Source organism: Rhodococcus sp. H36-A4 (assembly GCF_027158005.1).
Classification (GTDB): Bacteria; Actinomycetota; Actinomycetes; order Mycobacteriales; family Mycobacteriaceae; genus Rhodococcoides.
Genome location: NZ_JAPVLQ010000002.1, coordinates 338,957 through 364,927, shown reverse-complemented (window position 1 = coordinate 364,927; position 25,971 = coordinate 338,957). Strand labels below are relative to the sequence as shown.

Below are 25,971 nucleotides of genomic sequence, written 5' to 3'. Positions count from 1 at the left end.
TAGCAGCATGCGGGTTGACGGGCGCGACATACCGGTGACGGGCAGCCTGCTGCAACCGCTGGTACGACGCACCAGCGACATCATGCGGGTCGTTCTGGCACTGCTCCTGCTGTCCACGGTCATCGCCGGTTCGCTCATCACTCGAAATCAATGGGACGCGCTGGAGAACTCGGTCTCGAACATCGTCGGGGTGCTCAGTCCGGACAAGTCGAATCTGGTGTACGTGCTGTACGGCGTGGCGATCTTGGCGCTGCCGTTCGGAATTCTGATCGGACTGATCGCCGGCCGGGAATGGAAGCTACTGGCCGGGTACGGCGCGGCTGGTCTGCTCGCCGGTCTGGCGTTGTCGATTACCGGGAGTGGAATCTCGACGCCCGCCTGGCACCTCGAAGTGCCCGATCGACTCGACACATTTCTTTCCCAGTTCCTGGACGATCCTCGCTGGATCGGCATGCTCGCCGCGGTGCTCACCGTGTCCGGGCCGTGGCTACCGAAGCGCTGGCGTCGCGTCTGGTGGTTCCTGCTCCTGGCATTCGTTCCGATCCACCTGTTCGTCAGCACTGTCGTGCCCGCCCGCTCGCTGCTGGGTCTGTCGGTGGGCTGGCTCATCGGCGCATTGATCGTGCTGGTCGTCGGAACACCAGCCCTCGAAGTGCCGCTCGACGATGCGGTACGTCTGTTGTCCAAGCGCGGGCACATCGTCAACTCATTGCGTGTGGTGAAACCTGCAGGTCCGGGGCCCCTCGTCCTGTCGGCGTCGACAGGGGGTACGGAACCAGATCTTATGGTCGAAATGTACGGGCAGAATCAGCGCAGTGGAGGTGCGTTGCGCCAACTGTGGAGATGGTTGTCCTTCCGCAGCGCAGAGTTCGTTCCATTGCATGGCTCACTGCACCGAGCCGTAGAGCACCGGGCGTTGATGGGCATAGCGATCGGGAACCTGTCCATCGCGAGCAGCCGCCCGCTGGCAGTATCTGCACTCGAACGTGGGTGGGCGATGTATGCACATACCGCGCCCATCGGAGTTCCCGTCGACGACACCTCCCCGGACACCCTGGTCAACAGCATCTGGAAGGGACTGCAGACTCTGCACGGGTTCCAGATCTCCCATGGCGACCTACGCACCGCAGAGATCAGAAACGACGACGGTAAAGCACTCTTCGGCGGATTCGCGAACGCCGAACTAGGCGCAACCGACGCGCAGATGCAGTCCGACATTGCGCAGTTGCTGATCACCACTGCGGCGCTGTTCGGTAAGGAACACGCCGTGCGCAGTGCCATCGAAGCCCTCGATGCCGACACTGTTCTCGCGGCATCGGGCAGGCTGACGAAATCGGCGGTACCCAAACGTGTCCGCGGATCGGTTCCCGACGGCAACGAGGTCATGAAGGCCGTACGTGACGAGGTCGCGAAACAGACGGGTGCCGACAAGATCAAGGCCGAGCAGGTCACCCGATTCTCGCGGAGTCAGATCATTCAGCTGGTCCTGCTGATCGGCCTCGTCTACGTCGCCTACCCGTTCATCAGCGCGGTGCCCACATTTCTGACAGAGCTGCAGTCGGTGAACTGGTGGTGGGCGCTACTCGGACTCGTTGTATCGGCGCTGACCTATGTCGGCGCTGCCGCAGCATTGTGGGCATGCGCTTCGGGCTTGGTGAGTTTCCGCAACCTGACGATCATGCAGCTCGCCAATACTTTTGCAGCGACGACGACCCCTGCAGGTGTCGGCGGCCTCGCACTGAGCGTGCGTTTCCTGCAGAAGGGTGGCCTCGGCGCCGTTCGAGCGACGGCCGCAGTTGCTCTGCAACAGTCCGTTCAGGTGATCACCCACGTCGGATTGTTGATCCTTTTCACCTTTGCTGCCGGGACGTCGGCGGATCTGGCGCATTTCGTGCCCGACCCGACTGTTCTGTACCTCATCGCCGGGGTGGCACTCGGCGCCGTGGGCACCTTGCTGTTCGTACCGAAACTACGCCGATGGCTGCGGAACGACGTACGCCCACAGCTCAAGGAACTGTTCGGCGAACTCGGCGAACTCGCGCGCGATCCGAAACGTTTTTCGATCATCGTACTCGGTTGTGCTGCAACTACTCTCGGAGCTGCACTGGCGCTATGGGCGAGCATCGAGGCATTCGGGGGTGGGACCACGTTCATCACGGTGACCGTCGTCACCATGATCGGGGGAACGTTGGCGTCGGCGGCCCCGACACCGGGCGGGGTCGGGGCCGTCGAAGCAGCCCTGATCGGCGGCCTCGCGGCATTCGGCCTTCCCGCCAGCATCGCCGTTCCATCCGTACTGCTCTACCGGGTGCTCACGTGTTGGCTACCGGTGTTCTGCGGTTGGCCGACCCTTCGATGGCTGACCGAAAAGGACATGGTCTGATACAGCGTCTCGTATGCACCATCCCGGCGGTCACTCACGATGCCTTGCCCCAGGGAAACCCGTCGTGCATTCACTTTCACGGGCCGTAACCAGCAGCCGGATTTGGTTTCGGCCGTCGAGCAGCCCACTCACTGGTACCGTTCCTTGGCAGGGTCGGGGACCTGAGAATACGAACGATCGGCCGTTACATGGACAAGAAAGTTCTCGAGTACCGGCAGGTCCCGCATGAAAGGCTGTCGATCGGTGACCGGCAAGCTCGCGTTCCACGAAGAGTCCCCTGACTACTGGGCTTTACGCACAAAGGACGCCAACCCAGCGGACGCCAACCCAGTAAATACCGATGCAGTGCACTCTCGTGCGCTCGAACCTCGGGCACTGAAGGCTACTGACTATTCGTTCCGGGTTCGCCCTCCGAACAGTGAGCGGTGGGCCAAGGCCCTCATCGGTTCACTGACATTGTCGTTCGGACTGTCCGGAATCCTGCTGGTTCCATCGGGGCAGTTGGCCCTTCCCGCAGCAATCTTCTTATCTCTCGCCTGTGCGAGCACGGTCCCCGTCGCACTCCGCTGGTTTCTCGGACCATGGCCTCGTCCGATCCTGATCAAAGCGTTCATCATCTGGGCCGACCTCGGGATCCTGGCGGTGATGCTGCTACCCAACTCGCCGTTGCTCGCGATGTCGAGTTCGGCTATGTTCGCCATCGTCGCTCTCTTCGCCATCATCGGGACGTCGTCGAGGGTGCTCGGCATCCATCTCACGTGTGCTGTCACAGCGCTGTTGCTCACCGCTGGAATGGCGATACTCGACGGGGCCGACCCCTGGGCGGTTTCCTCGCGCGCCGTCACCGTTGCTTCGATGTTCGTGATGCCGTTCGCTCTTCGTCCTTACATTCGCTATCTCCGCGAACGCGCAGCCGGAGCTTTGAGGGATCCGTTGACCGGGCTGTGGAACCGTCGTGGATTGTTCCATGCGGTGGGCTACCTCAACACCCTCAACGCCTCGCCGATACACGAGATGCGCTACATCGGCGTAGTAGTGATCGACATCGACAGGTTCAAGGCCATCAATGCCCGATTCGGGCATCCCTCGGGCGATGCGGTGTTGACGGAGGTTGCGAGCCGGTTGCTACACGCTGCGTCCGCAGATGCGGTGGTGTCACGGCTGGGCGGCGACCAGTTCGTGTGTGTACACATCGGCAGCCGCAACAAGGTCGACGATGCCGAGACTCGAATCCGCGCGAGACTCGAAGAATCGTTCAGCGGGCCGCCGTTCACCACCAGTATCGGATCGGCCGGCGACAGCCTGATCTGCGGAGACAGCACGGACGCACCCATGCGGCGGTTGATTGCACTGGCCGATATCGAGATGTACCGCGAGAAAGCAGATCCGGCTGCGGCGGCCAACCACCTTCGCTTGGATCCTCTCGGCATACGGGATCGAATCGACGCGCTCATCGACTCCGGTGGACCCTCGATCGTGTTCCAGCCGATCTGCGACACCGTCACCCGAGCCGTGGTGGGGTACGAGGCACTTTCCCGCTTCCCGTTCGGTCACGGTTCGCCGTACATCTGGTTTCGCGACGCGACATGTGCCGGTGTCGGTCCGCGTCTCGAACTCGCTGCGATCGATACGGCACTACGCGCAATGGCGGGCCTTCCCGCCGATGCGTTCGTCTCGGTCAACGCCTCGGCCGAAACCATCCGGACGACCGACATGCTGGCCCGCCTGCGACCGCACATAGGCACGCGCACAATATATTTGGAAATAACCGAGCATGAACGAGTCGACGACTACCGTGCTGTCGCCCGGTCCGTCGAAGACCTCAGGGCCGCCGGCGTCAAAATATCCGTCGACGATGTCGGAGCAGGATTCGCCGGACTCCGCCAAGTCGTCGAACTCAAACCTGACACGCTGAAACTGGACTATTCACTCGTCCACGGTGTGGACCTGGATCCGACTCGCAGGGCGGCCGTGGCGTCGCTCACCGCGTTCGCACGAGAAGTCGGCGCGACGCTGATCATGGAGGGTGTCGAGACCGACGGCGAACTGCGCGTCGCCGTCGAACTCGGCATCGACATGGTGCAGGGCTATCTCACCGGCCGACCGGCATCGGTCGAACCACCGGACTCGAGCAACTACCTAGACTGAGTCCGCGATCGTGTACTTCGTCAGACTCGGGGCGCCGGCAAGAAGTGGGGCCAGGTCGGCAATCTTGCCTGGACCGGCGCGGAAATCGCGGTACTTCGCGTCCGCTTCGGCGGAATCCCAGCGCTCGTACGCGATCCAGTGCGTCGGGTCGGCTTCGTCGACGAGAACGTCGACGCCTAGACATCCGTCGAATGCCCTCGTCTCGGCGAGCACACGGGTGAGAACGACCTTCGCGTCGTCGAGTGCTTCCGGCTTGAACTTCAGATCGAGCAGGGCGATGAGCGCCATTCGGTTCTCCCAAATCGACAGTAAAAACGTATGAGCTTCGAACTACTTCCCCAGCCTACCGATCGCTCATACGACATCCCGTAGGACTTTCGCGTCACCGCTGAAACTCCGCACCCTCTCATCGAGCCATACCTGCGCAGGCACTCCTCCGCCGAGCAGTTCACGAGCCAATGCCGGGTCCTCACCGATTGGTGCATCGCTACCGGCGATGACGACGTTCCCGTAACGGCGCCCCTTCAACATCGCCGGATCCGCGATGATCACCGTGTGCGGAAAGACCTGTCCGATAGTGGCCGCCTCGCGACGGGTTCTCGTCAGGTCACGGGTGTCGCCGCAGTTGACGACATAGATGCCGCTCGGGGCGAGTACGCGTCGCACATGCTCGGTGAATTCCAGAGTCGACAGCGGTTCCGGCGTCGCACTTCCGGCAAAAACGTCGCGGACGATCACATCTCGACTGTCCTCGGTCAGCGTCTCGGTCACCGCACGAGCCTCACCGACTCTGATACGCAGCATCGGCGCGCGGGGGAGGTCGAACCATTCGCGTACCAACTCGGCCAGCTTGCCGTCCAGCTCGACGACAACCTGTCTTGCATCGGGATACTCCGCAGCGAAATAGCGTGCGAGAGTGCAGGCGCCACCACCGAGATGCAAAGTGCGCAGCTTGGAGCTCGAAAATGTATGGTAGCGAACAAGTCCCGCCATCCAGCGCATGTACTCGAAATCTAGTTGCGACGGGTCGTCCATATCGATGTGCGAACTCGGCACACCGTTGACATGCACCATCCAACCGTCCGCGGTCAGAGTGTCGCGCACCAGTTCACAAGTGCCGGTGTCGATGTCGTAGACCCCAGCCTTCGGCCCTGTCTGTTTTTCCGGCCGTGTCTTCTTATTGGCCATGCCCTGCCTTCTTCTCGAAAATACTGCCTGCGATCACGTCGGCCACCACGCGTACCGCCCTGTCATGGATGCCCTCGATGTCACCGGGGAATCCGAGAACGCGGACCGCGGCGGTTGCAATGAGCGGAGCGTGATGCAGACCCGCCGAGCCTCGACCGTTTTCCGAATCGGCACGGCCGTTCACTATCGTCTCGACAAGTCGAAACGGTAGCTCTTCGGTGCCGGTGGGCACGTCGGACTCCAGCTCCAGCACGACCCCACCAGCGATGGTGGCATACAGATTCATCAGCGTGAAGCGGCTTTCCCTGAACGAGCCGAACCGATCGGTCCGAAGCTCGGGCAACAGATAGAGCGCACCGAGGTTCCAACGGGAACGGCTGAGCTGATCGGCATCGAACCAGGCCATCGCGTACATCTTCACTACCGCCGCCTCCTCCACACCCTGAATGCCCTGTCCGACGGCGAGTGGCTCGTCGACGGTCCCGCTGAGCAGCGAATCGAGGATGTCGTCCTTGTTCGAGAAGTGGTGATAGAGCGAGGCCTGCCGCAGTCCAACAGCGTCGGCGATCATGCGTGTCGAGGTGTTGGTGTACCCACGGGTGGTGAAGAGCTCGGCGGACGCGTCGAGTATTTCTTCACGGGCCGTGTCACCCGGACGTTTCTTGGTGGCAAGCCTCGGCCTCCCGGCACCGGTAACGGACATAGGTCCATCCTGTCAGCAATCCGCGCCCGTGAGATTCCTGTCATCTGATCGAAATAGACGAAACAAACTCGTTTCACAACGGTCACCAGCCGGGCACAACGGCGCGGAAAACTATCAACTGACAGAAACCGCACCGGCACTCCCGCACCTGTCGACGCAGACGGGCGGTCCTTCTCACCTCTTGTACGGAGACAAAGACATGAGCTCGACTACTCTGCCCTCGCCCGGGGAAAAGGCACCGCCGTTCGGCACCGACCACGTGGACCTCGCCGAACTCGGGTACGACCAGCAACTGCATCGCAGCCTCGGCAAGTACGCGTCGTTCGCCGCCGGTTTCTCGTTCGTGTCGATCCTGACCACAATCTTCCAGCTCTTCGGCCTCGGCTTCAGTTTCGGCGGCCCGGCATTCTTCTTCACCTGGCCGATGGTGTTTCTGGGCCAGTTCATGGTCGCACTCAACTTCGCCGAACTCGCTGCGCGATATCCCATTTCAGGTGCCATCTACCAATGGTCGAGGCGCATGGGCGGTGAAATCATCGGATGGTTCGCCGGATGGTTCATGATCATCGCGCAGATCGTCACGGCCTCGGCCGCCGCAATTGCGCTGCAAGTAGTCCTGCCCAGCATCTGGAGCGGATTCCAGTTCGTCGGGGAAGACACCGCACTGACCTCGGCCGACGGCGCCGCCAATGCCGTCATTCTCGGCTCGATACTTCTGGTCCTCACCACCACGATCAACTGCATCGGCGTCAATTGGATGTCGCGGATCAACAGCATCGGTGTCACCTGCGAGATCGTCGGCGTCATCGCGCTCGTTCTCGTCTTCTTCACGCACGCCGAGCGCGGACCTCAGGTCGTCTTCGACACCGGCGCTCCCGGCGCCGATCCCGGATACATCTGGGCCTGGATCGTCTCCGGGCTCATGGCTGCATACGTCATGGTCGGCTTCGGCTCGGCCGGCGAACTCGCCGAAGAGACACACAATCCACGACGCGTCGCACCTCGCACGATCCGGCTCGCACTCTCCGCATCCGCTCTCGGCGGAGGCTTGATGATCGTCGGTGCATTGATGGCCGCACCTTCTCTCACCGACGGCAACCTTGCGACGCAGGGACTTCCGTACGTCATCGACTCCATCCTCAGCTCCCCGTGGGGCACGGTACTGCTGATCGACGTGGCCATCGCCGTCTTCATCTGCACCCTCGCGATCCAGACAGCGGCATCGCGGCTGATGTTCTCGATGGCTCGCGACGGCCGCCTACCCGCGTCGACCATTCTGTCGAAAGTGAACTCCCGCACCGGCACCCCGATCGCACCCTCGGTCCTGATCGGATTCGCCTGTGTGGCAATCCTTGCCGTCAACGTAGGGAACTCAGCGATCTTCACCACCTTGTCGAGCGTCTGCATCGTCCTGATCTACCTGGCCTACTTGATGGTGACCGTGCCACTGCTGGTTCAACGCCTCAAAGGATGGCCGCACGTCGGTCGGCAAGCAACGCCCATCTCGGCAGAGGAGAAGCTCTTCACCCTCGGTAAGTTCGGCATCCCGGTGAATATCGCCGCCGTACTCTACGGCGGGCTGATGGTGATCAATCTTTCCTGGCCACGCGCCGAGATCTTCAACCCCACCGGCGAATTCCCGCTCCTGCAGTGGGCGGCACCACTCACGGTGATCGCGGTAGTGCTGGCCGGAATCGCCTGCCTTCCGCGCGGCAGAACACACCCCAAGCCAGTCACGATCGGAGCCTGAAGACATGAGCACCGCAACCACTCTCGCCGCCAGGAAACATGCTCGGAGCCAGGCAGCGAAAGTCTCCGCCCCGGTTGCCCCGGACGGCGTCACCGAACTCACCTGGGCCGAATCGGTACCCGGCGGTCGTTACACCACCAGAGTTCTCGCTCGCGGTACCCGAGTACGGCTGCGCGACGTCGACGGCGCCGCATGCGCCAACCTGCTGCTGTACCGCGCGGACGCCCCGTGGGAGCGATTGAATGCCGCGGACACCGTCAAAGTTCCGTGGAACGCATACCTCGGAATCGGGCACCCCCTGCTCTCGGATCAGGGACGAGTGCTCGCCACGATCGTCGCCGACAGTTCATCCCGGCACGACGCACTCTGCGGTACAACATCTCTGACCACCAATCGCACCAAGTACGGTGACGGATCGTTGCACGGGGCATCGCCTGCCGGTCGTGAACTGTTCACGGTGGCAGCTGCCAAGAACGGCCTCCGACCACGCGACCTACCACCGTCGATCTCGTTCTTCCACGGTGTACGCGTCGAAGCCGACGGACACCTGCACTCGACCGGCAATGCGGGATGCGGCACCGAAGTGGACCTGCTCATTCACCTGCCGGTAATCGTGCTGCTGGCCAACACCGCGCACCCGCTCGATCCGTCTCCGAGTTTCGACACAACGGCACTGGAGGTTCTCGCTTGGCAGGCACCGGGAGACCTCGACGACCTACCCAACACCGACCCTGAGTATCTGCGCGCCGTTCTCAACACCGAAGACGCTTGGAACGCCGAACACGCGAAAGGTGCACGATGACACTCACTCTCGAATCCGGCACGATCGTGCTGGACCAGATCGCCGAAGCCTTCGGCCCATGGTCCGCCGTCGTGAAGGCCGGAGACCTGCTGACCATCGTCGATCTGTACGGCAACCAAGCCGTCGACACACTGGTCTACGCGGCCCACGATCACACCATCCGCTATAGCGCGGCCGCAACCGTGGTCGCGCAGCAGAATCTCTTTCTTACCACTGGCAGCGTGCTGCGCAGCGATGATTCGACAGCGTTGATGACGATCGTCGCCGACGAAGTCGGCAATCACGACACGGTGGGCGGTGCCTGCTCACAGGAATCGAACACGCTGCGGTACGGGCATCACACGCAGCATCAACACGCTTGCGTCGAGAACTTCCTGGCCGAAGGATCCAAGTGGGGCCTCGGCAAGCGGGATCTGGTGTCCAACATCAACTTCTTCATGAATGTGCCCGTCGACGCCGATGGAACACTCGGAATCGTCGACGGACTATCGGCGCCAGGTAAGTCGCTGACGTTGCGAGCCGAGATCGACACCCTGGTACTCGTATCGAACTGCCCGCAAATCAACAACCCGTGCAACGGATTCGACCCCACCGCAGTCCGCATGATCGTGACCCGACCATGATGTCGACCGACACCACGCGAGCAAAGATGACGGTACTGCGGCCGGGGATGCTGACCACGGTTCAGGACTGGCCCGGACGCGTCGGATACTGGAAGGTCGGGGTGCCGCCGTCCGGGCCGATGGACGACCTCTCGTTCCGCCTCGGCAACGTCGCCCTCGGCAACCCGCAGGGCGCACCTGGACTCGAATCTGCCATGGCTGGACCAGCACTGACCTTCGACGCAGATACCTGGGTGTGCGTCACCGGTGCCGACGCTCGGGTCCGCGTCGACGGTGTCGACGTCGCGCAGTGGCGTCCGGTATTGGTGCCGGCCGATACGACGCTCGATGTGGGAACGACGACAGGGGCCGGCTTGCGCGTGTACGTGCTCATCCAAGGCGCCATCGACGTCGAGCCGTACCTGGGCAGTGCATCGACGTTCACACTCGGCAAATTCGGTGGACACCGAGGTGGAACTCTGTGCGAGGGAGACATTCTGGAGATCTCGACACCGCCCGATGCCGCCGACCGCATTACGTGCATTCCTTCCGAACACCGACCGGCATTGACGACGAGGTGGTGCATCGCCGTCACCGAGGGACCGCACGGGGCACCGGAATTCTTCACGCGCGCAGACATAAACACGTTGTTCGCCACCGACTACGAGGTGCACTTCAACTCCGACCGCACCGGCGTCCGTCTCATCGGGCCGAAACCGGAGTGGGCGCGCACGGACGGCGGCGAGGCGGGGCTTCACCCGTCGAACATCCATGACAATGCCTACTCGGTCGGCGCACTCGACTTCACCGGCGACACCCCTATTCTGCTCGGCCCGGACGGCCCCAGCCTGGGCGGATTCGTCTGCCCGGTCACCGTCGTCGCCGCCGAAAGATGGAAGCTCGGGCAGCTCAAAGCTGGAGACACGATCCGGTTCGTACCCGTGCGCGCGGCCCACGCGGCTCCGCTCGGGGCGCTCGGTGTCGCACGTCGCGCATCATTGCCGTTCGTCTTCTCGAGCGGAGGCGACGGCGACGACGGCGTCCTTGCCCGGCGTGAGGCAGAGACCTGCGTGACCTACCGCCGCTCGGGAGACGACAACGTGCTCGTGGAGTACGGCGATATGAAACTGGACCTCGCGCTCCGTGCCCGTGCACACGCACTGCATCAGCGCATCGAGGCGATCGCACCGAAGGGATTGCTGGACTTGACGCCCGGTATCCGCTCGCTGCAGGTCAAAGTCGATCCGGACGTTCTTTCGATCGACATGGTGATGGGTCTACTGGCCGAGGTGGAGGACGATCTACCTGCCGCTTCGGAGCTCGTGGTCCCGAGCCGTACCGTTCGGATGCCGTTGTCCTGGGACGACCCGTCGACCCGCGAAGCAATTGCGCGCTACATGCACGGAGTGCGAGCCGATGCACCGTGGTGCCCGTGGAACATCGAGTTCATCCGACGAATGAACGGACTCGATTCCGTCGCAGACGTTTTCGATACCGTCTTCGCGGCCGACTACATGGTTCTCGGTCTCGGCGACGTCTACCTGGGCGCGCCAGTTGCGACTCCGCTCGATCCGCGGCATCGGCTGGTCACCACCAAGTACAACCCGGCGCGGACCTGGACACCGGAGAACGCCGTCGGGATCGGTGGGGCATATCTGTGCATCTACGGCATGGAAGGGCCCGGCGGCTACCAGTTCGTCGGCCGGACGACGCAGGTGTGGAATCACCGCTATCCAGAGCAGTCCGGACCGTTCGAACGCGAGTCTCCCTGGTTGCTGCGTTTCTTCGATCGAATCTCCTGGTACCCAGTCGAACCCGAGGAGCTGCTGGACCTTCGCGCCGACACCGCAGCCGGACGCGGTGGAGGTGTCGAGATCGTCGACGGGGAATTCTCACTAGCCGAACACGAGCAATTCCTCGCGTCGAACAGTTCCTCGATCGAGAAGTTCCGGGCCTCGCAGGCAGTCGCCTTCGACGCAGAACGCACGGCATGGTCCGCGGCAGGCGAGTTCACGACAAGGGGCAATTCCGATGCAGCAGCATGACATCTCGGAGCGAGTACGGCAGGCGTACAAGCGCATTGCCGAGGTAGACCGTCCCGAAATCTGGATCACCCTACGCAAGGATGACGACGTACTGGCCGAAGCGGCAACCGTCGACACTGCCCTCCCGCTGGCCGGGTTGCTGGTGGCCGTCAAGGACAACGTCGATGTCGCAGGTATGCCCACCACCGCAGCGTGCCCGGAGTTCGCCTACATCCCCGATCGAACCGCGACGGCCGTAGCGCGACTGGTGGAGCAGGGCGCGCTGATCCTCGGCAAGACCAATTTGGATCAGTTCGCCACCGGTCTCGTCGGAACGAGGAGTCCGTACGGCGCGGTTCGGTGCGCCTGGGATCAGGATCGGGTGTCCGGTGGATCCAGTTCAGGATCGGCCGTCGCCGTCGCTCTCGGAATCGCAGACATCGGCATCGGTACCGACACAGCAGGTTCCGGCCGGGTTCCGGCTGCATTCCACGGCCTCGTCGGCGTCAAGACAAGCCCGGGAATCGTCCCGACGACCGGCGTCGTCCCAGCCTGTATCGACTTCGATTGCGTGACAGTACTCGCTGTCGACCTCGAGACCGCGACCCTGGCCACGCAGTTGATGGCCGGTTACGACGACGCCGACCCACGTAGCCGGCGTTGGCCCGCGGACGTGCGGTTGTCTGCAAACGCTGTTCCTCACATCGCCGTTCCGCGAGCAACTGATCTCGAGCAACTTTGCCCAGAGTACCGAGAGGCATTCGATCGCCAGGTGTCTCGTCTGGAAGCGAAGGGATTCACGCACTCCGAGATCGACATTTCACCGTTGCTCGATGCGGCCACCCTGCTGTACGACGGCGCCATCGTCGCGCAACGATTCTCGGCCGTCGGAAGTTTCGTCGAAAGGAACAAGTCCAGTTGCGATTCGACCGTTGCACAGATCATCCTGAACGCCGCCGAGCCGTCGGCACACCGCTACGTCGACGATATCTCGATTCTCCAACACACCAAGCGGCTCGCGGTAACGTTGCTCGACGGGTTCGACGGACTGCTACTGCCGACCACTACCGAGCATCCGACACTTGTTGCGGTTCAAACTGATCCAGTGTCCATCAACCGGCGAATGGGCACCTACACCAACTTTTGCAACCTGCTGAACATGGCCGCCGTCGCTGTTCCCGGCACCCCCACGAGCAGTGGCGAACCGTTCGGGGTCATGTTCGTCGTGCCCGAGTTTCAGGACCAGATCGCCATCGACCTTGCTGCGCGACTCATCGGAACACCCTCGCAGCCGCTCGTCATCGACGGCCATGACGTACTCGTTGTCGGTGCACATCTAGAGGGCTTTCCAGTTCACCATCAACTGACCGATCGCGGCGCACGATACCTCGGTGAGGTCCGCACGTCCGACGCGTACCGCATGGTCGACCTGGGAACTACGCCCGCGAAACCGGGCTTGGTGCGCCACCACCGGGGGAAGGGTTCGGCAATTGCCGGCGAGCTCTACCGAATGTCCGCCGCCGGACTCGGAACCTTCTTGGCCGCTCTGCCCGCACCGATGGGTCTGACGTCGGTCGAGCTGTCCGACGGGCGCTGGGTCACCGGATTCTGCTGCTCACACGAAGCGGGCGAAGCAGGCATCGACATCACCGAGTTCGGTGGTTGGCGGGCGTACATGGCTTCGGCAAGTGGTGGCTTGCCGGACCGCGCACCCTTTTTGTAAACCGAACGGCCGCGCTCGGACGCGAATGTAGCGCGCAGCTTTGGAAAAAGGGTGTGCGCTCTCAGCGTGGACGGCCAGGGTCGGCCTAAGGTTGCCAGCCCTCCTCGGACCGTATCGCCGTCATGATGCGCCGACTGATTCCGCCGAGCTGACGGGCCTGGACCTGCGTCAACGGGTCGAAGACGAGCCGGTTGACGACGTCCACGTGCCCGGGGGCTGCCTGGTCGACCTTCGCCGACCCCGACTCGGTCAGGGTGGCCAGGGTGTAGCGGCCGTCCGCAGCATCAGGAGCGCGTCGTACCCAGTCTTTCGTCTCGAGGCGCGCCACTGCACGCGAGAGCCGTGAGAGAGAGCTGTTGGAATAGCTTGCCAACGTGCTCATGCGGAGTGTGCGGTCGTCCGCTTCCGAGAGAGCGAAGAGGATGCCGTACTCGTAGTGGGTCAGGCCTGCGTCGCGTTGGAGTTGTGCGTCGAGAGCGGTGGGCAACCACTCCAGCAGGGTGGCCAGGGCGGCCCACGTCTGGAGGTCTTCGTCGCTGAGTGCTGCTCGCTCGCTGGGGTCCGACATTGGAGCAGACTACTCGATACTGCACCCGATGACTTGACTGAGAAAGTCAATCGTCATAGTTTTACTTGACTGAGAAAGTCATTTGATGCCCGATACGGCATCGATCGAGCACACCAGGAGAGACATGGATCTGCAGCTGCAAGGTAAGTCGGCTTTCGTCAGCGGTTCGACGCAAGGAATCGGCTACGCGATTGCACGAGCTCTCCTCCAGGAGGGAGCGTCGGTTGTCATCAACGGACGCAACGAGAGCAAGCTCGACGAGGCCGTCCGGCAATTGGGGCTGGAGGTTCCGGGCGCAACGATCTCCGGGGCCGTTGCAGACTTCGAAGATTCAACAGACGTCGGCAGGCTTCTGGAATCGTTCGGCGATATCGACATACTCGTCAACAACGTCGGTCTTTTCGAGCTCGCGCCGTTCGAGCAGATTTCCGACGAAGAGTGGCAACGCTACTTCGACATCAACGTCATGAGCGGGGTCCGATTGTCGCGACACGTCTTGGGCAAGATGCTCGCAACCGGGTGGGGCCGGATCATCTTCGTCGGCAGTGAATCGGGGGTGAACATTCCAGCCGACATGGTGCACTACGGGGTCACGAAGGCCGGGATGCTCGCGCTGAGCAATGGCCTCGCCAAGCTCACACGCGGAACCGCAGTGACCGTGAACACGATCCTCGGCGGGCCGACCTACTCCGACGGAGTCGCAGACACTGTCACCCAGATCGCGCGGGCTCAGGCAATGCCCACCGACGACCTCAAGGCTGCCATCATCGGCGGCAATGCGACCTCACTGCTACAGCGGTTCATCGAACCTACCGAGATCGCCAACCTTGCTGTCTACCTGGCAAGTCCACTGTCCGCCGCCACGAACGGTGCAGCACTGCGTGCCGACGGTGGTGTCCTGACGACCATGGTGTGAGGCCACCTCTCCACTCCGGGCCGCTGCATTCTCACGCAGGAACAGGTCGAGAGGGATCGGCTGCAAGCCGGACGGCCAACAGCCCGAGAACCGTGCCAATCACGTAACGCTGCAGCTTGATCCACGACGGCCGCGACGACAGAAACATCGCGATCGATCCTGCAGCAAGCACGATCAAAGCATTGACGGTCAGCGCGACCAGAATCTGTACGCCTCCGAGCGCCAGTCCTTGCATCAGGATCGATCCTGCTGCAGGGTCGATGAACTGCGGAATGATCGAGATGTACATGACCGCCATTTTCGGGTTCAGCAGGTTGGTCAGCAGCCCCATCGTGAACAGACGAGTATTCGAATCATGCTGCAGTCCTGTAACTTCGAACACCGATCGGCTTCCACGCAATGCCGTCCAGGCCAGCCAGGCGAGGTAGCAGGCGCCGGCGATCTTGATGACCGCGTACAGCGTCGGGACCGCAGCGAACATCGCTGCCAGCCCGAGATTGGTCGCCACCACATAGACGACCAACCCCACCCCGACGCCGCCGAGCGAGACCAGTCCAGCGACCTTGCCCTGAGAAATACTGCGCGACACCAAATACACCATGTTGGGACCGGGGGTCAGAACCATCGCCATAGCGACGGCGAACACCCCCGCAGCGGCCGTCATTGTCACCATGGTCCAACAATCGCACCGGGCAACGACGTTGTATCGGGCCAGTTCTCGAGTCCTGGACCTCCACCCGCACTACTTCTTTCCGCCCCCGAGCAATCCGCCGAGCAGATCGCCGATACCGCCACCGGAACCACCGGAGCCGCCGCCGAGAATGCCACCGAGGAGTCCGCCCAGTCCGCCGCCGGATCCCGAACCGCTGGTTGCCCCGCCGAGGACGCTGCCCAGTAGATCACCGAGACCGCCGCCACCCGAGCCACCCGCACTCTGACCGCCGGTGTATTTCTTTGCCAGATAAGCCAATACGATCGGCGCGAGGATCGGTAGCACTTTGCTCACGAGGCCGCTGTCCGCGCCGCCGCTGATTCCGCCTAGCGCGCTTGCTACGTCGTTCTTCTTGTCTCCGAACACGTTCGACACGATCTTCGCACCGTCTGTCTCGTCCACCTGGTCGATGTCGACGCCGCCATCGAGCAATCCTGAAGAACTGTGCTGCTGGAGCGCATTCTCCAAGGACGCAGCACCTGCTGGATCTCGAGCATTGGCTTCGAGGCCGCCGACCAATGTGGGCAGTGCACGAGTGACAGCGGATTTAGCCGTCTCCTCGTCGACACCGAGTTTCGATGCAATCTGACCGATGGGAATCTGTGCGAGAAGTTCGTCGAGCGATGCCATGAAGTCCACCTACCGAGCGTGGGCTCCCCCCGTTGGGAGCCGCGGTCAGTTCAGCGTAAGCGAATCCTCTATCACCTGGGCGAATGCCGCCATTCCTGCTGCAGTTGGGTGTAGTGGTGCCGCTCGGTTCAGTGGGAACACACCCTCGAGGTAGCGCTGATCGCCTGCTGCGCACGCGTCGTGGCCGACACTGACGGGCCTGGTGTCGACGAAACTCGCACCGTGCAGCTCGGCCTGCTCGGCGAGAGCGTCGTTCATCGTGTCGATGCTCTGCTGCAGGTAGTCGGCGTCTCGCGCCCACACCGGCTGTACGCCATAGCAACCGCCCGGTTGTACATAGGTTCCGTAGCCGACTACGACGACATCCGCGTTCGGGGCGCGTCCCTTGATGTCCTCGAAGACCTGCCCCCAGCGTGGGGCCGCCGCGGAGATCGCGTCGCCGAGCTTGTCCGTGCCGCCCTCGGTCAGAGCATCCTTACACGATCGCCCTGTCGGCTCAGATGAGAAGTTGATGCACTGACGCGCCGCCGACACCAGATCCACGTCGTTGCCGCCGATGGTGATGGTCACCAGATCCGTATCCGAAGAGAGTGCATCCAGCTGGACAGACACCGACCCGGTGTCGGTGATCTGCTCTACCGTCGTGATGTTCTCGGACTTCGCGCCCGAACACGACACATCGGCGAACGCCGCGGCCCCGATCAAGCCGGCCAGTACGTGCGGATAGTTCTCGTCGGATTGCAGGCAACCTGCGAATCCCACCTGGTCCGGGATCAGCGGTCCCGAAGCCGCAGAGTCGCCGAGTGCGACGTAGTCGATGGCCGGGGGCAGTTCGACAGCCTGGTCCAGATTCTGTTCGGTGGGGTTCTGGGCGCAGCTCACCAGCGCGAGAGCTGCCAACAGACCCACCGCCACTCGCCGCATTGGATCGAGGCTACGCCGGTTCGACGCCATAGCCGGGCTCGGTTCACACGGACCCCACAGCGTCGCCCTCTGCCGCTGGGACCGAATCACCGGTAGCCTCGACCGGGTTCATCGTCATCTCTATGGGAGGAAAGAACTCACATGATCACGAATTTCATCAATCTCATTCTCGGCGGCGTCAGCTCGGCCTCCGCCGGCAGCAGCGGCTTCGAACTGGCTCCGGGCGTGCTCCCTTTCGGTCTGTAACCGCGCAGACCTGTAGACCGGGAAGAAAAGATTGTCTCGTTCTTTCGGTGACGACTACCCGATCTGCGTGACCTGCGGCGTTCAGTACCCGCTGAACGCCGCAGCTTCGCTCGACACAGCGACTGATCAATGCTTCATCTGCGAGGACGAGCGCCAGTACGTGGGCTACGGCGGTCAGCAGTGGACAAGCCTCGGCGAACTCGGACTTCAGGGCTACACAGTCGAGATCCGGGAAGAAATACCCGGACTGTGGGGTATCGCGACGTCTCCGCATCTTGCCATCGGTCAAAGAGCGCTTCTGGTGCCGGGAGACGACGGCAACGTGCTGTGGGATTCCACCACGTACATCGACGATGCCGCCGTCGAGCGGGTCACCGAACTGGGAGGGATCGCGGCGATAGCACTGTCGCATCCGCATTACTACAGTTCGATGGTCGAGTGGAGCCGAGCATTCGGGGATGCGCCGATCTACGTGCACGAGCGCGATGCGCAGTGGGTCCCGAGGAACGACAACGTCGTCCTGTGGTCCGGTGACACACATGAGGTGCTTCCTGGACGCACCCTGATCAATGCCGGAGTTCATTTTGCCGGTGGCACGGTCATGCACTGGCGTGACGGCGTCGATGGCAGTGGCGCCCTGTTCGCCGGGGACATCTTCACTGTGGTGGCGGACCGTCGCTGGGTCGGATTCATGTACAGCTATCCCAATCTGATCCCCGAGCATCCCGAGACCATCAGGAAAGCTGTCGATCTGGTTCGGCCCTTCCCGTTCGGGTCTCTCTACGGTGCCTGGTGGGATCGAATCATCACCGCCGATGCCCACGATGCCGTCATCTGCTCGGCGCGAAGGTACTTCGAACACATCGGAGCACCGTTGGACGGTATGCACCTCTAGCTCCTGGTGGCAGGTGCTGATCGCTGTCGGGACGGCATCCGACACCGAGCGCCTGCGGGACATCGTGCCGAGCTGAGCAGCCGGGAGTTTCAACCTTTCTGACGCGGGTACGAACTCGTAATGACTGGAAAACACGCAAAGACGCCACATACCGAGACCACCGACAAGGGTGCCGAAGGCGCTCACACGGACGTGCAGTCGGATCCCGCGGCCGGCCTGGATTCAGGTGACTGGTCGGGTGAAGGTGGCGCAACCACCGACGGCCCCGCCACCGACACCGAATGAATTGACGTATCAGCCCCGGTGACGGTCGGCGCGTTGTACCAGCCGAACGTCGCCGGGCGCGACGACCTTCTCGACCTCGGTGGGTTCGGTGAACCAGCTACCGTCGACGTCGAATACCACGAAAAGGTCGGTGAGCCAGTCGACCTCGATGACCGTGCCCACCGATCCCGCAGGCACGCCGCTGCGCCACGCTCGTATCCCCAAGTCCTGCATCGCGACTACGGTGTCGCCTTGCATGAACTCACCCTGATTGTCCTCGCTGCGGTCTACCGAACTATTCATGGCCCCCCGACCCGAAATGCGCAGCCCCCGTTGGCAGTGACCGACTATGCCGATAAGTCAACAGCAACACCACACACTCTTTCAAGCAGTGAGCGCCCCGCCGAATCAGGCATTTACTTACGGCAAGCCCAGTTGATAGATGCAATCAAGTTCCATGCCGCTTATTTCGGATGTACCGTGCGTTGAGACTTGGCCCGTCCGCACGAGGGCACGCTCCCGCTGTTCGGGCGAGAACAAACTTGTGGCCATTACTTTCGATGCGACCAACTTCTTGCCATTTCAGCAAATTTACTTGCCGATCCGTGCCGAGCGCTACAACATGAGTGCATGACAACTCGACTGAAGTACGACGCACTCATCATCGGTGGGGGCGCTGCAGGCCTTGCCGCAGCGGTGGCACTAGGACGCTCACGTAGAACCGTCCTCGTCATCGATGCTGGTAAACCCCGTAATGCACCCTCCGCCCACGCCCACAATTACCTCGGCCGCGAGGGTGTCCCACCACTGCAACTACTCGAGATCGGGCGCACCGAAGCGCGTTCCTACGGCGCGGAAATCGTCTCGAACACCGCGGTCTCGGCGACGAAGGTAGAGGGAGGATTTACGGTGACGCTCGGCGACGGCACGTCGGTCACCGGCCGCAGCTTGCTGGTGACGACCGGGCTGACCGATACATTGCCGGACATCCCCGGCATAGCCGACCGTTGGGGCCGCGAGGTCCTGCATTGTCCCTATTGTCATGGCTGGGAAGTCCGCGACCAGGCCCTCGGAATCATCGGCGGCAAGTTCGGTGTCCACCAGGCACTGATGTGGCGTCAGTGGACCGACGACATCGTGCTGTTCACCCAGGATTTCGAGCCTTCCGAGGAAGACCAGGTGAAACTGGACGCGCGCGGCATCCGAGTGGAGACGGACAAGATCGTCGAGCTCGTGATCGAAAACGACACGCTCATCGGCGTTCACATGACGTCGGGTAGAACTGTGCCCGTTCAGGCGGTGGTCGTGAAACCGAAGTTCGAGGCAAATGCGGACATTCTCCTCCAACTTGGTCTCGAGACAACGGAACTGATGATGGGCGACGTTCCCGTCGGCGCCACATCGGTGGCAACCGACCCCACCGGAGCCACGTCCGTGGCGGGAATCTGGGCGGCCGGCAACGTGACCTCGCCGATGGAGATTCTGATTGGTTCGGCTGCAGGCGGTGTTCGTGCGGCAGGCGCCTTGAACGCGTACCTCATCGACGAAGACGTGCGCAGCGCAGTCCGGGCCGCGACCGACGAAGCCGGGGGAGGAACACAACGCTGACGCAAACCCTTCGTGACCGATGAAATTCGGTCGCAGCAGTAGTGTTCCGCGCGCTCTCGGGCGATCCTGGGCTAACCTCGCAGTCGGCGGAACGGCCGATTGCCTCCGCCGCGTCGGCGCCGCACACGAAAGGGGAAGCCTTCGCATGGACTCGAAGGTTCTTCCGATGCACCAACTGCTGGCCGGGGTACCCAAATTGGTGGGCATTTCTTCAGCGGTCGTCGCCAGTAGCGTTCTCTTCTTCCGCGGCGACTCCTCGGTTCGCTCGATCGTTCTCGCTACTTTCGCGTTGTCGGCGATCATCGCCATCAGTGTCGGTATTCGTCGATACAAACCTGCCGACGCCACGTCGTGGTGGTGCCTGTTCGGCGCATCTGCACTTTTTCTCGTCGGAGTCGGTCTCCGCGGCGACCCGACGGTCTATCCGGACGGTGTCACCGCACTGTCCAATTCACTGACGCTGGGTGGCTACTGCCTGATCGGGACGGCGCTGGCAAGATGGGTCCTCGAACGACGGTCCAGAGACGACATCACTCCGCTCATCGATGCCGGGCTCATCTCGGTCGGCACCCTCTTCGTGTCGTGGGTGGTGCTGATATCCCCGTTGCTCGACGGCACTGTCAGTACGGCTGCTGCGATCGGCAACGGCGTGTATCCCGCAATCGACGCAGGCATGATCACGCTCGTGACGTATCTGCTCGTCTCGTCGACGCATCGCAATCATGCGCTTCGCCTTCTTCTCGTAGCCTTGCTCGCAATATTGGTCGGCGACCTTGCATACGCCCAGTCCCTCTCTCGCACGGTTCCGTTGTCGCCGGGACTTCTGGACGGCATTTACCTCTTCGCCTACGCAGCACTGGCCCTTGCTGCTCTCAATCCGCAGATGGCGACGATGTCGCATCGACAGAATTCCCCTCCTCGGCACAGTCGCCGTCGGGTGCTGTTCGTCGTCGCACTCCTGGCGGTGTGCGCGGCCACGTTGGTGCTCGGATCCTCGATCTCGACAGTCGATCTCGTGGTGCGGTCGGCGTTGCTCTCGGTATTGCTGATCGGCACGTTCTTGCGCGGCGAGCGCGCCATGAGCCTCGTCGAACGCAGTGAAGACGACGCCCGATACCGCGCGGCCCACGACGTGCTCACAGGGCTACCGAACCGAACGATGCTCGACGAGCAGTTTGCGCGATTGGCTCTCGCAAGCGGACGCGGGCGAACCTTCGTCCTCTTCGTCGATCTCGACAACTTCAAGACCGTCAACGATTCCTACGGTCACCGGGTGGGTGACGAGATGATCGCTGCAGCTGCCCATCGGATCCGCGCGACAGTACGATCCTCGGACACCGTGGTGCGGTACGCGGGTGACGAGTTCATCGTCATCGGTCGCTGCACTCGTCCCGAGATGGAGGAGGTGGCGCGTTCGGTGATCGAGCGGATCTCCGAGCCGTTCGTACTCAGCGTTGCCACCACGTACATCACTGCGTCCGTCGGGATCGCTGCCGCCGACAACCGCCCGGGCGATCTGGACGATCTCCTCCGCGAGGCCGATATGGCGATGTATCACGCGAAGTCGCTGGGGGCCTCCCGCTTCTCCTTCTTCGACGAGTCGTTGCGCGCGTCCTCGATCGCGGCGATCGAAACGGCCACTGCCCTACGAGGGGCGACCCGACGCGGTGAATTGGTCGTCCACTATCAGCCGATCGTCTCGACCTCCTCACGGAGCACCGTCGTCTACGAGGCGCTGGTGCGATGGAACCGCGACGGCTGTTTACGGTCGCCCGTCGAGTTCGTTCCGATAGCGGAGTCCACGAATCTGATCGGTGAGATCGGGGCCTTCGTTCTGCGCACCGCCTTGCGGGATCTGAACGCGCTTCGGGCAGCCGGGCAGAACGTCACAATGTCGGTCAATATCTCTTCTGTTCAACTCCGCGACGACTCGTTGCCGAAATTGGTCTCCGACATGCTGGAAGAGTATGGCCTGTGCGGTGCTGACCTTGCTCTCGAAGTCACCGAAACTGCACTCATCGACGACGTCTTCGCTGCCAAGAAGATCCTCGACGAACTGGCGGCGATGGAAGTGTTGATCGTTCTCGACGACTTCGGCGTCGGATACTCCTCGCTGAGCCGACTCCGCGAACTTCCCATCGCCTTGCTCAAGATCGACCGTTCCTTCGTCGCCGAGATCGGCACCAGTGAGTCCGCGGACTCACTCGTCACTGCCATCGCGGCGATGGCGCGGGCGCTGCCTGTGTCCATCGTGGCGGAGGGCGTGGAAACCGAGGAGCAAGCGCGCGCGGTGGAGGCTCTGCATTGCCGGTTCGCGCAGGGATACCTCTATGGGCGGCCTGCGCCACTGGAGCACTGGCTGCAGACCACGCCCACCTCGGCGCACCCGGTCGATGTCGACTTGTCGAATAGCGTCGAATGAACCACCGCTGCGTGCGATGACCTTCAGACGAACCGGTAACCCATCCCGGTCTCGGTCATCAGGTGGCGCGGATGCGACGGGTCGTCCTCGAGCTTGTGTCGTAGCTGACCGAGATAGATTCGGAGATAGTGCGTTTCGCGCCCATGGTGCGGGCCCCACACGGTCTGCAGAATCTCCTTCTGGGAGACCAGTTTCCCCTGATTTCGGACGAGGAGTTCGAGCACACCCCATTCGGTCCGAGTGAGATGAATGTTCGCTCCGTGTCGCGTCACAGTTTTGGCGGACAAATCGACGGTGAACGAGTCGGTGACCACAACGGCCGCTTCCGCCACATGAGGTCCACGTCGCAGTGCCGCGCGCAGACGCGCGAGCAATTCGTCCATCCCGAACGGCTTGGTGACGAAATCGTCCGCACCAGCATCGAGTGCCTCGACAGTGTCGACGGAGTCGGTACGAGCCGAGAGAACGACGATCGGCACATCGGTCCATCCGCGCAAGCCGCCGATGACGTCGATCCCGTCGATGTCCGGCAAACCAAGGTCGAGGATCACGATCTCGGGATGGAAGTTGGCGGCCACTCGGAGCGCCTCGGCCCCCGATGCTGCCGTCACTACCTCGTAACCGCGCACGTTCAGATTGATTCGGAGTGCTCGCAGGATCTGCGGTTCGTCGTCCACGATGAGAACTCTGACCCGCGGCGTCGCCATCGAATCACCGCCTGCAGTGACCTCGACAGACACACCCTTGCGCATCCGTCGTTCCCCTCGTCGCTCGTTAGGCCAGCCGCTACGGATACACCGTACTTCGGGCCGGTGCTCAGCTGCACGCGCCTGTGCCGGACGACCCGAAAGTGAATGCTCTCCAATCATCCGACGGTGGTCGATTCTGAGATCGAAATGTGACTTTCGGGACACTGCTCTCAGGTTGACGCTCTACAGTCGGACCCAGAAATCAAGTCTGTGCCGACAGAGAGTTCCGCCATCAGCTATCCACACCACGCCGACACATCTCACCGAAGCCACAACCTGAGCCACGCCGCTGCAGGAACTGCATGGATTCTCTCGTTCGCATATTTGTTGGCGGAGGTGTTCACGGCTGCTGCGTGGAACACGCCCTACAGCTTTGCCCAGAATTCGATCAGCTCGCTGGGTGTGACGACCTGTGACGTAGATTCGTGCTCTCCGATGCACGACGTCATGAACTCGACGTTCGTAGCGCTCGGGGTATTGACCCTCATCGGCGCCCTCTTCTTGCATCGACACATCCGAAATGGTCGGTCGAAGAAGTGGATTCTCTCGCTGGCGGTTGTCATCGCAGTGAGCACTGCGGCCACCGGACTGTTCCCGGCGAACGACGGAGCGCTCATCCATTGGTCGGCGGTGATGCCGGGGTTCGTGGCAAGACATGTCGTGCTAGTCCTGATCGCATGGCATCTGTGGCACGAGAAGCGACTGGTGGCGATCTGGTCGGCGCTGTGCGCTTTCGTCGGAGTGCTCGGAGCAGTCCTCATGCTGGCGAAAGCACTGCATTTCGGTCTGGGCGAGCGCCTTGCGCTCTACCCCTTGCCGACGTGGATGGCAGTCACCGGCACCGCAGTGTTGCTGGCCTTGGCACGACGCACGGTCCTGCGAAACGTCGAGTTCTCGATGCGCGCGTTCGACCCGCGAATATGGCCACGCGTCTGGATCGCCCCCACTGTGGATTGCCGTCGTGACCCGCGTCCGGTGAGCGGCAAGCTCACGGTCCTGGCGCCACCCAGTCATTGACAAGTGCCTGTCGATTTCACGGCAGCTCGATCGTCATCTCTGTGCAAGACCGCGTAGTGCGGTGACAATCGAAGCAGACGTGGACTAGACGATCGGGAGCACACCATGAGATACGCACTTCTCCTCAGCAACGAAGAGCCCGGTGAGGGCGTCATTCCAGATGAAGCCAGAGTGCAGATGCAGGAGGCGTTCGGCACCTACGGCAAAGCCCTCGAATCAGCTGGAGTTCTCGTCGCGGCCGAAGTTTTGACCAGCGCATCGGCGACAACCACGGTCACACTTCGAGGCGGTTCGCTTCGGATTCAGGACGGACCGTTCGCGGACACCAAGGAAGCGCTCGCCGGTGTGTTCGTCCTCGACGTTCCCGACCTGGACGCTGCGCTGATGTGGGCCGAGCGTTGTCCGGGCGCACAGTACGGAGTGATCGAAGTACGGGCCGCCGCGACGTCGTTCATCGACGGATCGTGGACCTGAAGGCTCGAAATTCTGCCGAGAACTCTGCTCGTGGTTCGTACGGGCGGCTTCTCGCGCTCCTCGCGTCGGCGAGCAGGGACATCGCCGGCGCCGAGGATGCGCTTGCCGACGCGTTCGAACGAGCATTGACGACGTGGCCGAGGGACGGGGTCCCGGCGAACCCCGATGGGTGGCTACTGACCGTGGCGCGGAATCGGCAGCGGGACGTCTGGAAGTCCTCAGCCCACCGGATGCACGACCCACTGACATCGGCGCCGGACACCTACGGCCATCTCGCCGAACTCGATCCGGAAGCGATCGAAGACAAGCGGTTGCAATTGATGCTCGTCTGCGCGCACCCGGCGATCGACCCGGCGGTACACACGCCCCTGATGCTCGACGTCGTGCTGGGCTACACGGCGAGGGACATCGCTCGTGCATTCGCGCTGCCGTCGTCCACACTGGCCGCACGCCTCGGACGGGCCAAACGACGGATCCGCGAGGCCGGAATCTCCTTCGAGCTACCCGACAGATCGGTGTTACCCGAGCGGGTCGACGCGGTGCAGGCAGCCGTGTACGGCGCTTTCGCCATCGACTGGCACACCAGCGGGACCGAGATGCGCGACGGCCTTGCCAGTGAAGCCCTCCATCTCGCGGAGACGCTCTGCACACTTCTGCCCGAGGATCCGGAAGCGCATGGACTTGCGGCACTCGTTCTGCTGAGCACCTCACGCCTACCGGCACGCCAGCTCGACGGCGTCCTGATCCCGATTCAGGCCCAGGACGTGCAGAGATGGGACGAGGCGACTATTGCGCGCGGTGAGTCGCATCTACGCCGAGCACATGCGTTAGGTGCTCTCGGACGGTTCCAACTCGAGGCAACGATCCAGGCCGTGCACTGCGCGCGCCGACACACTGGATTCACCGACTGGGCCACGCTGCGAGCACTGCACACCACACTCGACGCACTGGCGCCGACGCTCGGCGGCAGCGTCGCGTTGGCCGCCGTCACTGCCGAAACCGACGGCCCCGAATCCGGGCTCCGCATGCTCGACGAGCTCGACGGTGCCGAGCGCTTCCAGCCTGCATGGGCGGTACGCGCCCACCTGCTCGACCGGTTGGGCCGCGTCGAGGAATCGGTAGTCGCCTACGAGAAGGCAATCTCACTGTCCGCCGATGCACCGACGCGGCGGTACCTCCGCGGGCGGGCCGACGCATTGCTGACGAGATGAGCATGTCCCGCT

The 25,971-nt window shown here is 62.6% G+C and carries 24 protein-coding genes; 15 read left to right on the top strand and 9 right to left on the bottom strand.

Annotated features, from left to right (window positions below):
• Positions 1-7 precede the first annotated feature (7 nt).
• Positions 8-2,383: a lysylphosphatidylglycerol synthase transmembrane domain-containing protein gene (locus O1W68_RS06540; protein ID WP_269302073.1), complete on the top strand. Its 2,376-nt coding sequence runs from the start codon at positions 8-10 to the stop codon at positions 2,381-2,383.
• 243 nt (positions 2,384-2,626) lie between these two features.
• Entirely contained in the window at positions 2,627-4,531 is a 1,905-nt protein-coding gene (locus O1W68_RS06535; protein WP_269302072.1) for an EAL domain-containing protein, read from the top strand.
• Here O1W68_RS06535 and O1W68_RS06530 read toward each other — a convergent pair.
• The 3 genes from O1W68_RS06530 to O1W68_RS06520 form a co-directional block, all read right to left on the bottom strand.
• The gene (locus tag O1W68_RS06530; protein WP_269302071.1) at positions 4,523-4,819 is read right to left on the bottom strand and encodes a putative quinol monooxygenase; all 297 of its coding nucleotides are present in this window, start codon (positions 4,817-4,819) and stop codon (positions 4,523-4,525) included. The two genes, O1W68_RS06535 and O1W68_RS06530, sit on opposite strands and share 9 nt — an antisense overlap.
• A 66-nt stretch (positions 4,820-4,885) precedes the next feature.
• The gene (locus O1W68_RS06525; protein ID WP_269302070.1) at positions 4,886-5,719 is read right to left on the bottom strand and encodes a spermidine synthase; all 834 of its coding nucleotides are present in this window, start codon (positions 5,717-5,719) and stop codon (positions 4,886-4,888) included.
• The gene (locus tag O1W68_RS06520; RefSeq protein ID WP_269302069.1) at positions 5,709-6,422 is read right to left on the bottom strand and encodes a TetR/AcrR family transcriptional regulator; all 714 of its coding nucleotides are present in this window, start codon (positions 6,420-6,422) and stop codon (positions 5,709-5,711) included. The genes O1W68_RS06525 and O1W68_RS06520 overlap by 11 nt, the downstream gene beginning before the upstream one ends.
• Positions 6,423-6,621: 199 nt before the next feature.
• Here O1W68_RS06520 and O1W68_RS06515 point away from each other — a divergent pair, with 199 nt between their 5' ends.
• From O1W68_RS06515 to atzF, 5 genes are read left to right on the top strand one after another with little or no spacing between them, the layout of a single operon-like run.
• On the top strand, positions 6,622-8,172 hold the full coding sequence (locus tag O1W68_RS06515) for an amino acid permease (RefSeq protein ID WP_269302068.1): 1,551 nt from the start codon (positions 6,622-6,624) through the stop codon (positions 8,170-8,172).
• Between the two features lie 4 nt (positions 8,173-8,176).
• Positions 8,177-8,974: an urea amidolyase associated protein UAAP1 gene (locus O1W68_RS06510; RefSeq protein WP_269302067.1), complete on the top strand. Its 798-nt coding sequence runs from the start codon at positions 8,177-8,179 to the stop codon at positions 8,972-8,974.
• Complete coding sequence (locus O1W68_RS06505) at positions 8,971-9,597, top strand: urea amidolyase associated protein UAAP2 (RefSeq protein ID WP_269302066.1); 627 nt, start codon at positions 8,971-8,973, stop codon at positions 9,595-9,597. Before O1W68_RS06510 ends, O1W68_RS06505 begins: the two co-directional genes overlap by 4 nt.
• Entirely contained in the window at positions 9,597-11,621 is a 2,025-nt protein-coding gene (locus O1W68_RS06500; RefSeq protein ID WP_269302851.1) for a 5-oxoprolinase/urea amidolyase family protein, read from the top strand. The genes O1W68_RS06505 and O1W68_RS06500 overlap by 1 nt, the downstream gene beginning before the upstream one ends.
• On the top strand, positions 11,608-13,323 hold the full coding sequence (gene atzF, locus O1W68_RS06495; RefSeq protein ID WP_269302065.1) for an allophanate hydrolase: 1,716 nt from the start codon (positions 11,608-11,610) through the stop codon (positions 13,321-13,323). The genes O1W68_RS06500 and atzF overlap by 14 nt, the downstream gene beginning before the upstream one ends.
• Positions 13,324-13,408: 85 nt before the next feature.
• Here the strand turns inward: atzF and O1W68_RS06490 are convergent, their stop codons facing one another.
• A complete protein-coding gene (locus O1W68_RS06490) occupies positions 13,409-13,891 on the bottom strand; it encodes a MarR family winged helix-turn-helix transcriptional regulator (protein WP_269302064.1) in 483 nt (160 codons plus the stop codon).
• A gap of 85 nt (positions 13,892-13,976) precedes the next feature.
• Between O1W68_RS06490 and O1W68_RS06485 the strand changes: the two genes are divergently transcribed.
• Positions 13,977-14,807 (top strand): SDR family NAD(P)-dependent oxidoreductase, encoded by an 831-nt coding sequence (locus O1W68_RS06485; protein WP_269302063.1) that lies wholly within the window; start codon positions 13,977-13,979, stop codon positions 14,805-14,807.
• A 31-nt stretch (positions 14,808-14,838) separates the two neighbouring features.
• Here the strand turns inward: O1W68_RS06485 and O1W68_RS06480 are convergent, their stop codons facing one another.
• The 3 genes from O1W68_RS06480 to O1W68_RS06470 all read right to left on the bottom strand — a co-directional run bounded on the left by O1W68_RS06480 (position 14,839) and on the right by O1W68_RS06470 (position 17,073).
• A complete protein-coding gene (locus O1W68_RS06480; RefSeq protein ID WP_269302062.1) occupies positions 14,839-15,480 on the bottom strand; it encodes a LysE family translocator in 642 nt (213 codons plus the stop codon).
• A gap of 69 nt (positions 15,481-15,549) precedes the next feature.
• Complete coding sequence (locus tag O1W68_RS06475; protein WP_269302061.1) at positions 15,550-16,149, bottom strand: DUF937 domain-containing protein; 600 nt, start codon at positions 16,147-16,149, stop codon at positions 15,550-15,552.
• 45 nt (positions 16,150-16,194) lie between these two features.
• On the bottom strand, positions 16,195-17,073 hold the full coding sequence (locus O1W68_RS06470) for an SGNH/GDSL hydrolase family protein (RefSeq protein WP_269302060.1): 879 nt from the start codon (positions 17,071-17,073) through the stop codon (positions 16,195-16,197).
• Between the two features lie 277 nt (positions 17,074-17,350).
• On the opposite strand from O1W68_RS06470, the gene O1W68_RS06465 reads away from it, so the two are divergent.
• Both O1W68_RS06465 and O1W68_RS06460 read left to right on the top strand, forming a co-directional pair.
• Complete coding sequence (locus O1W68_RS06465) at positions 17,351-18,214, top strand: MBL fold metallo-hydrolase (RefSeq protein ID WP_269302059.1); 864 nt, start codon at positions 17,351-17,353, stop codon at positions 18,212-18,214.
• Between the two features lie 120 nt (positions 18,215-18,334).
• Positions 18,335-18,499, top strand: a complete 165-nt coding sequence (locus O1W68_RS06460; protein WP_269302058.1) for a hypothetical protein — start codon at positions 18,335-18,337, stop codon at positions 18,497-18,499.
• 9 nt (positions 18,500-18,508) lie between these two features.
• On the opposite strand, the gene O1W68_RS06455 is transcribed toward O1W68_RS06460, so the two are convergent.
• Positions 18,509-18,781, bottom strand: a complete 273-nt coding sequence (locus tag O1W68_RS06455; RefSeq protein WP_269302057.1) for a hypothetical protein — start codon at positions 18,779-18,781, stop codon at positions 18,509-18,511.
• 327 nt (positions 18,782-19,108) lie between these two features.
• Here O1W68_RS06455 and O1W68_RS06450 point away from each other — a divergent pair, with 327 nt between their 5' ends.
• Positions 19,109-20,086, top strand: coding sequence for an NAD(P)/FAD-dependent oxidoreductase (locus O1W68_RS06450; protein ID WP_269302056.1), 978 nt, complete (start codon positions 19,109-19,111; stop codon positions 20,084-20,086).
• A gap of 145 nt (positions 20,087-20,231) precedes the next feature.
• Entirely contained in the window at positions 20,232-22,508 is a 2,277-nt protein-coding gene (locus tag O1W68_RS06445) for a putative bifunctional diguanylate cyclase/phosphodiesterase (RefSeq protein WP_269302055.1), read from the top strand.
• A 23-nt stretch (positions 22,509-22,531) separates the two neighbouring features.
• Here the strand turns inward: O1W68_RS06445 and O1W68_RS06440 are convergent, their stop codons facing one another.
• Positions 22,532-23,215 (bottom strand): response regulator, encoded by a 684-nt coding sequence (locus tag O1W68_RS06440; protein ID WP_269302849.1) that lies wholly within the window; start codon positions 23,213-23,215, stop codon positions 22,532-22,534.
• Between the two features lie 366 nt (positions 23,216-23,581).
• Here O1W68_RS06440 and O1W68_RS06435 point away from each other — a divergent pair, with 366 nt between their 5' ends.
• The 3 genes from O1W68_RS06435 (at position 23,582) to O1W68_RS06425 (ending at position 25,959) form a co-directional block, all read left to right on the top strand.
• Positions 23,582-24,274 (top strand): DUF998 domain-containing protein, encoded by a 693-nt coding sequence (locus O1W68_RS06435; protein WP_269302847.1) that lies wholly within the window; start codon positions 23,582-23,584, stop codon positions 24,272-24,274.
• Positions 24,275-24,379: 105 nt separating this feature from the next.
• On the top strand, positions 24,380-24,748 hold the full coding sequence (locus O1W68_RS06430) for a YciI family protein (RefSeq protein WP_269302054.1): 369 nt from the start codon (positions 24,380-24,382) through the stop codon (positions 24,746-24,748).
• A complete protein-coding gene (locus O1W68_RS06425) occupies positions 24,736-25,959 on the top strand; it encodes an RNA polymerase sigma factor (protein ID WP_442972308.1) in 1,224 nt (407 codons plus the stop codon). Before O1W68_RS06430 ends, O1W68_RS06425 begins: the two co-directional genes overlap by 13 nt.
• Positions 25,960-25,971 lie beyond the last annotated feature (12 nt).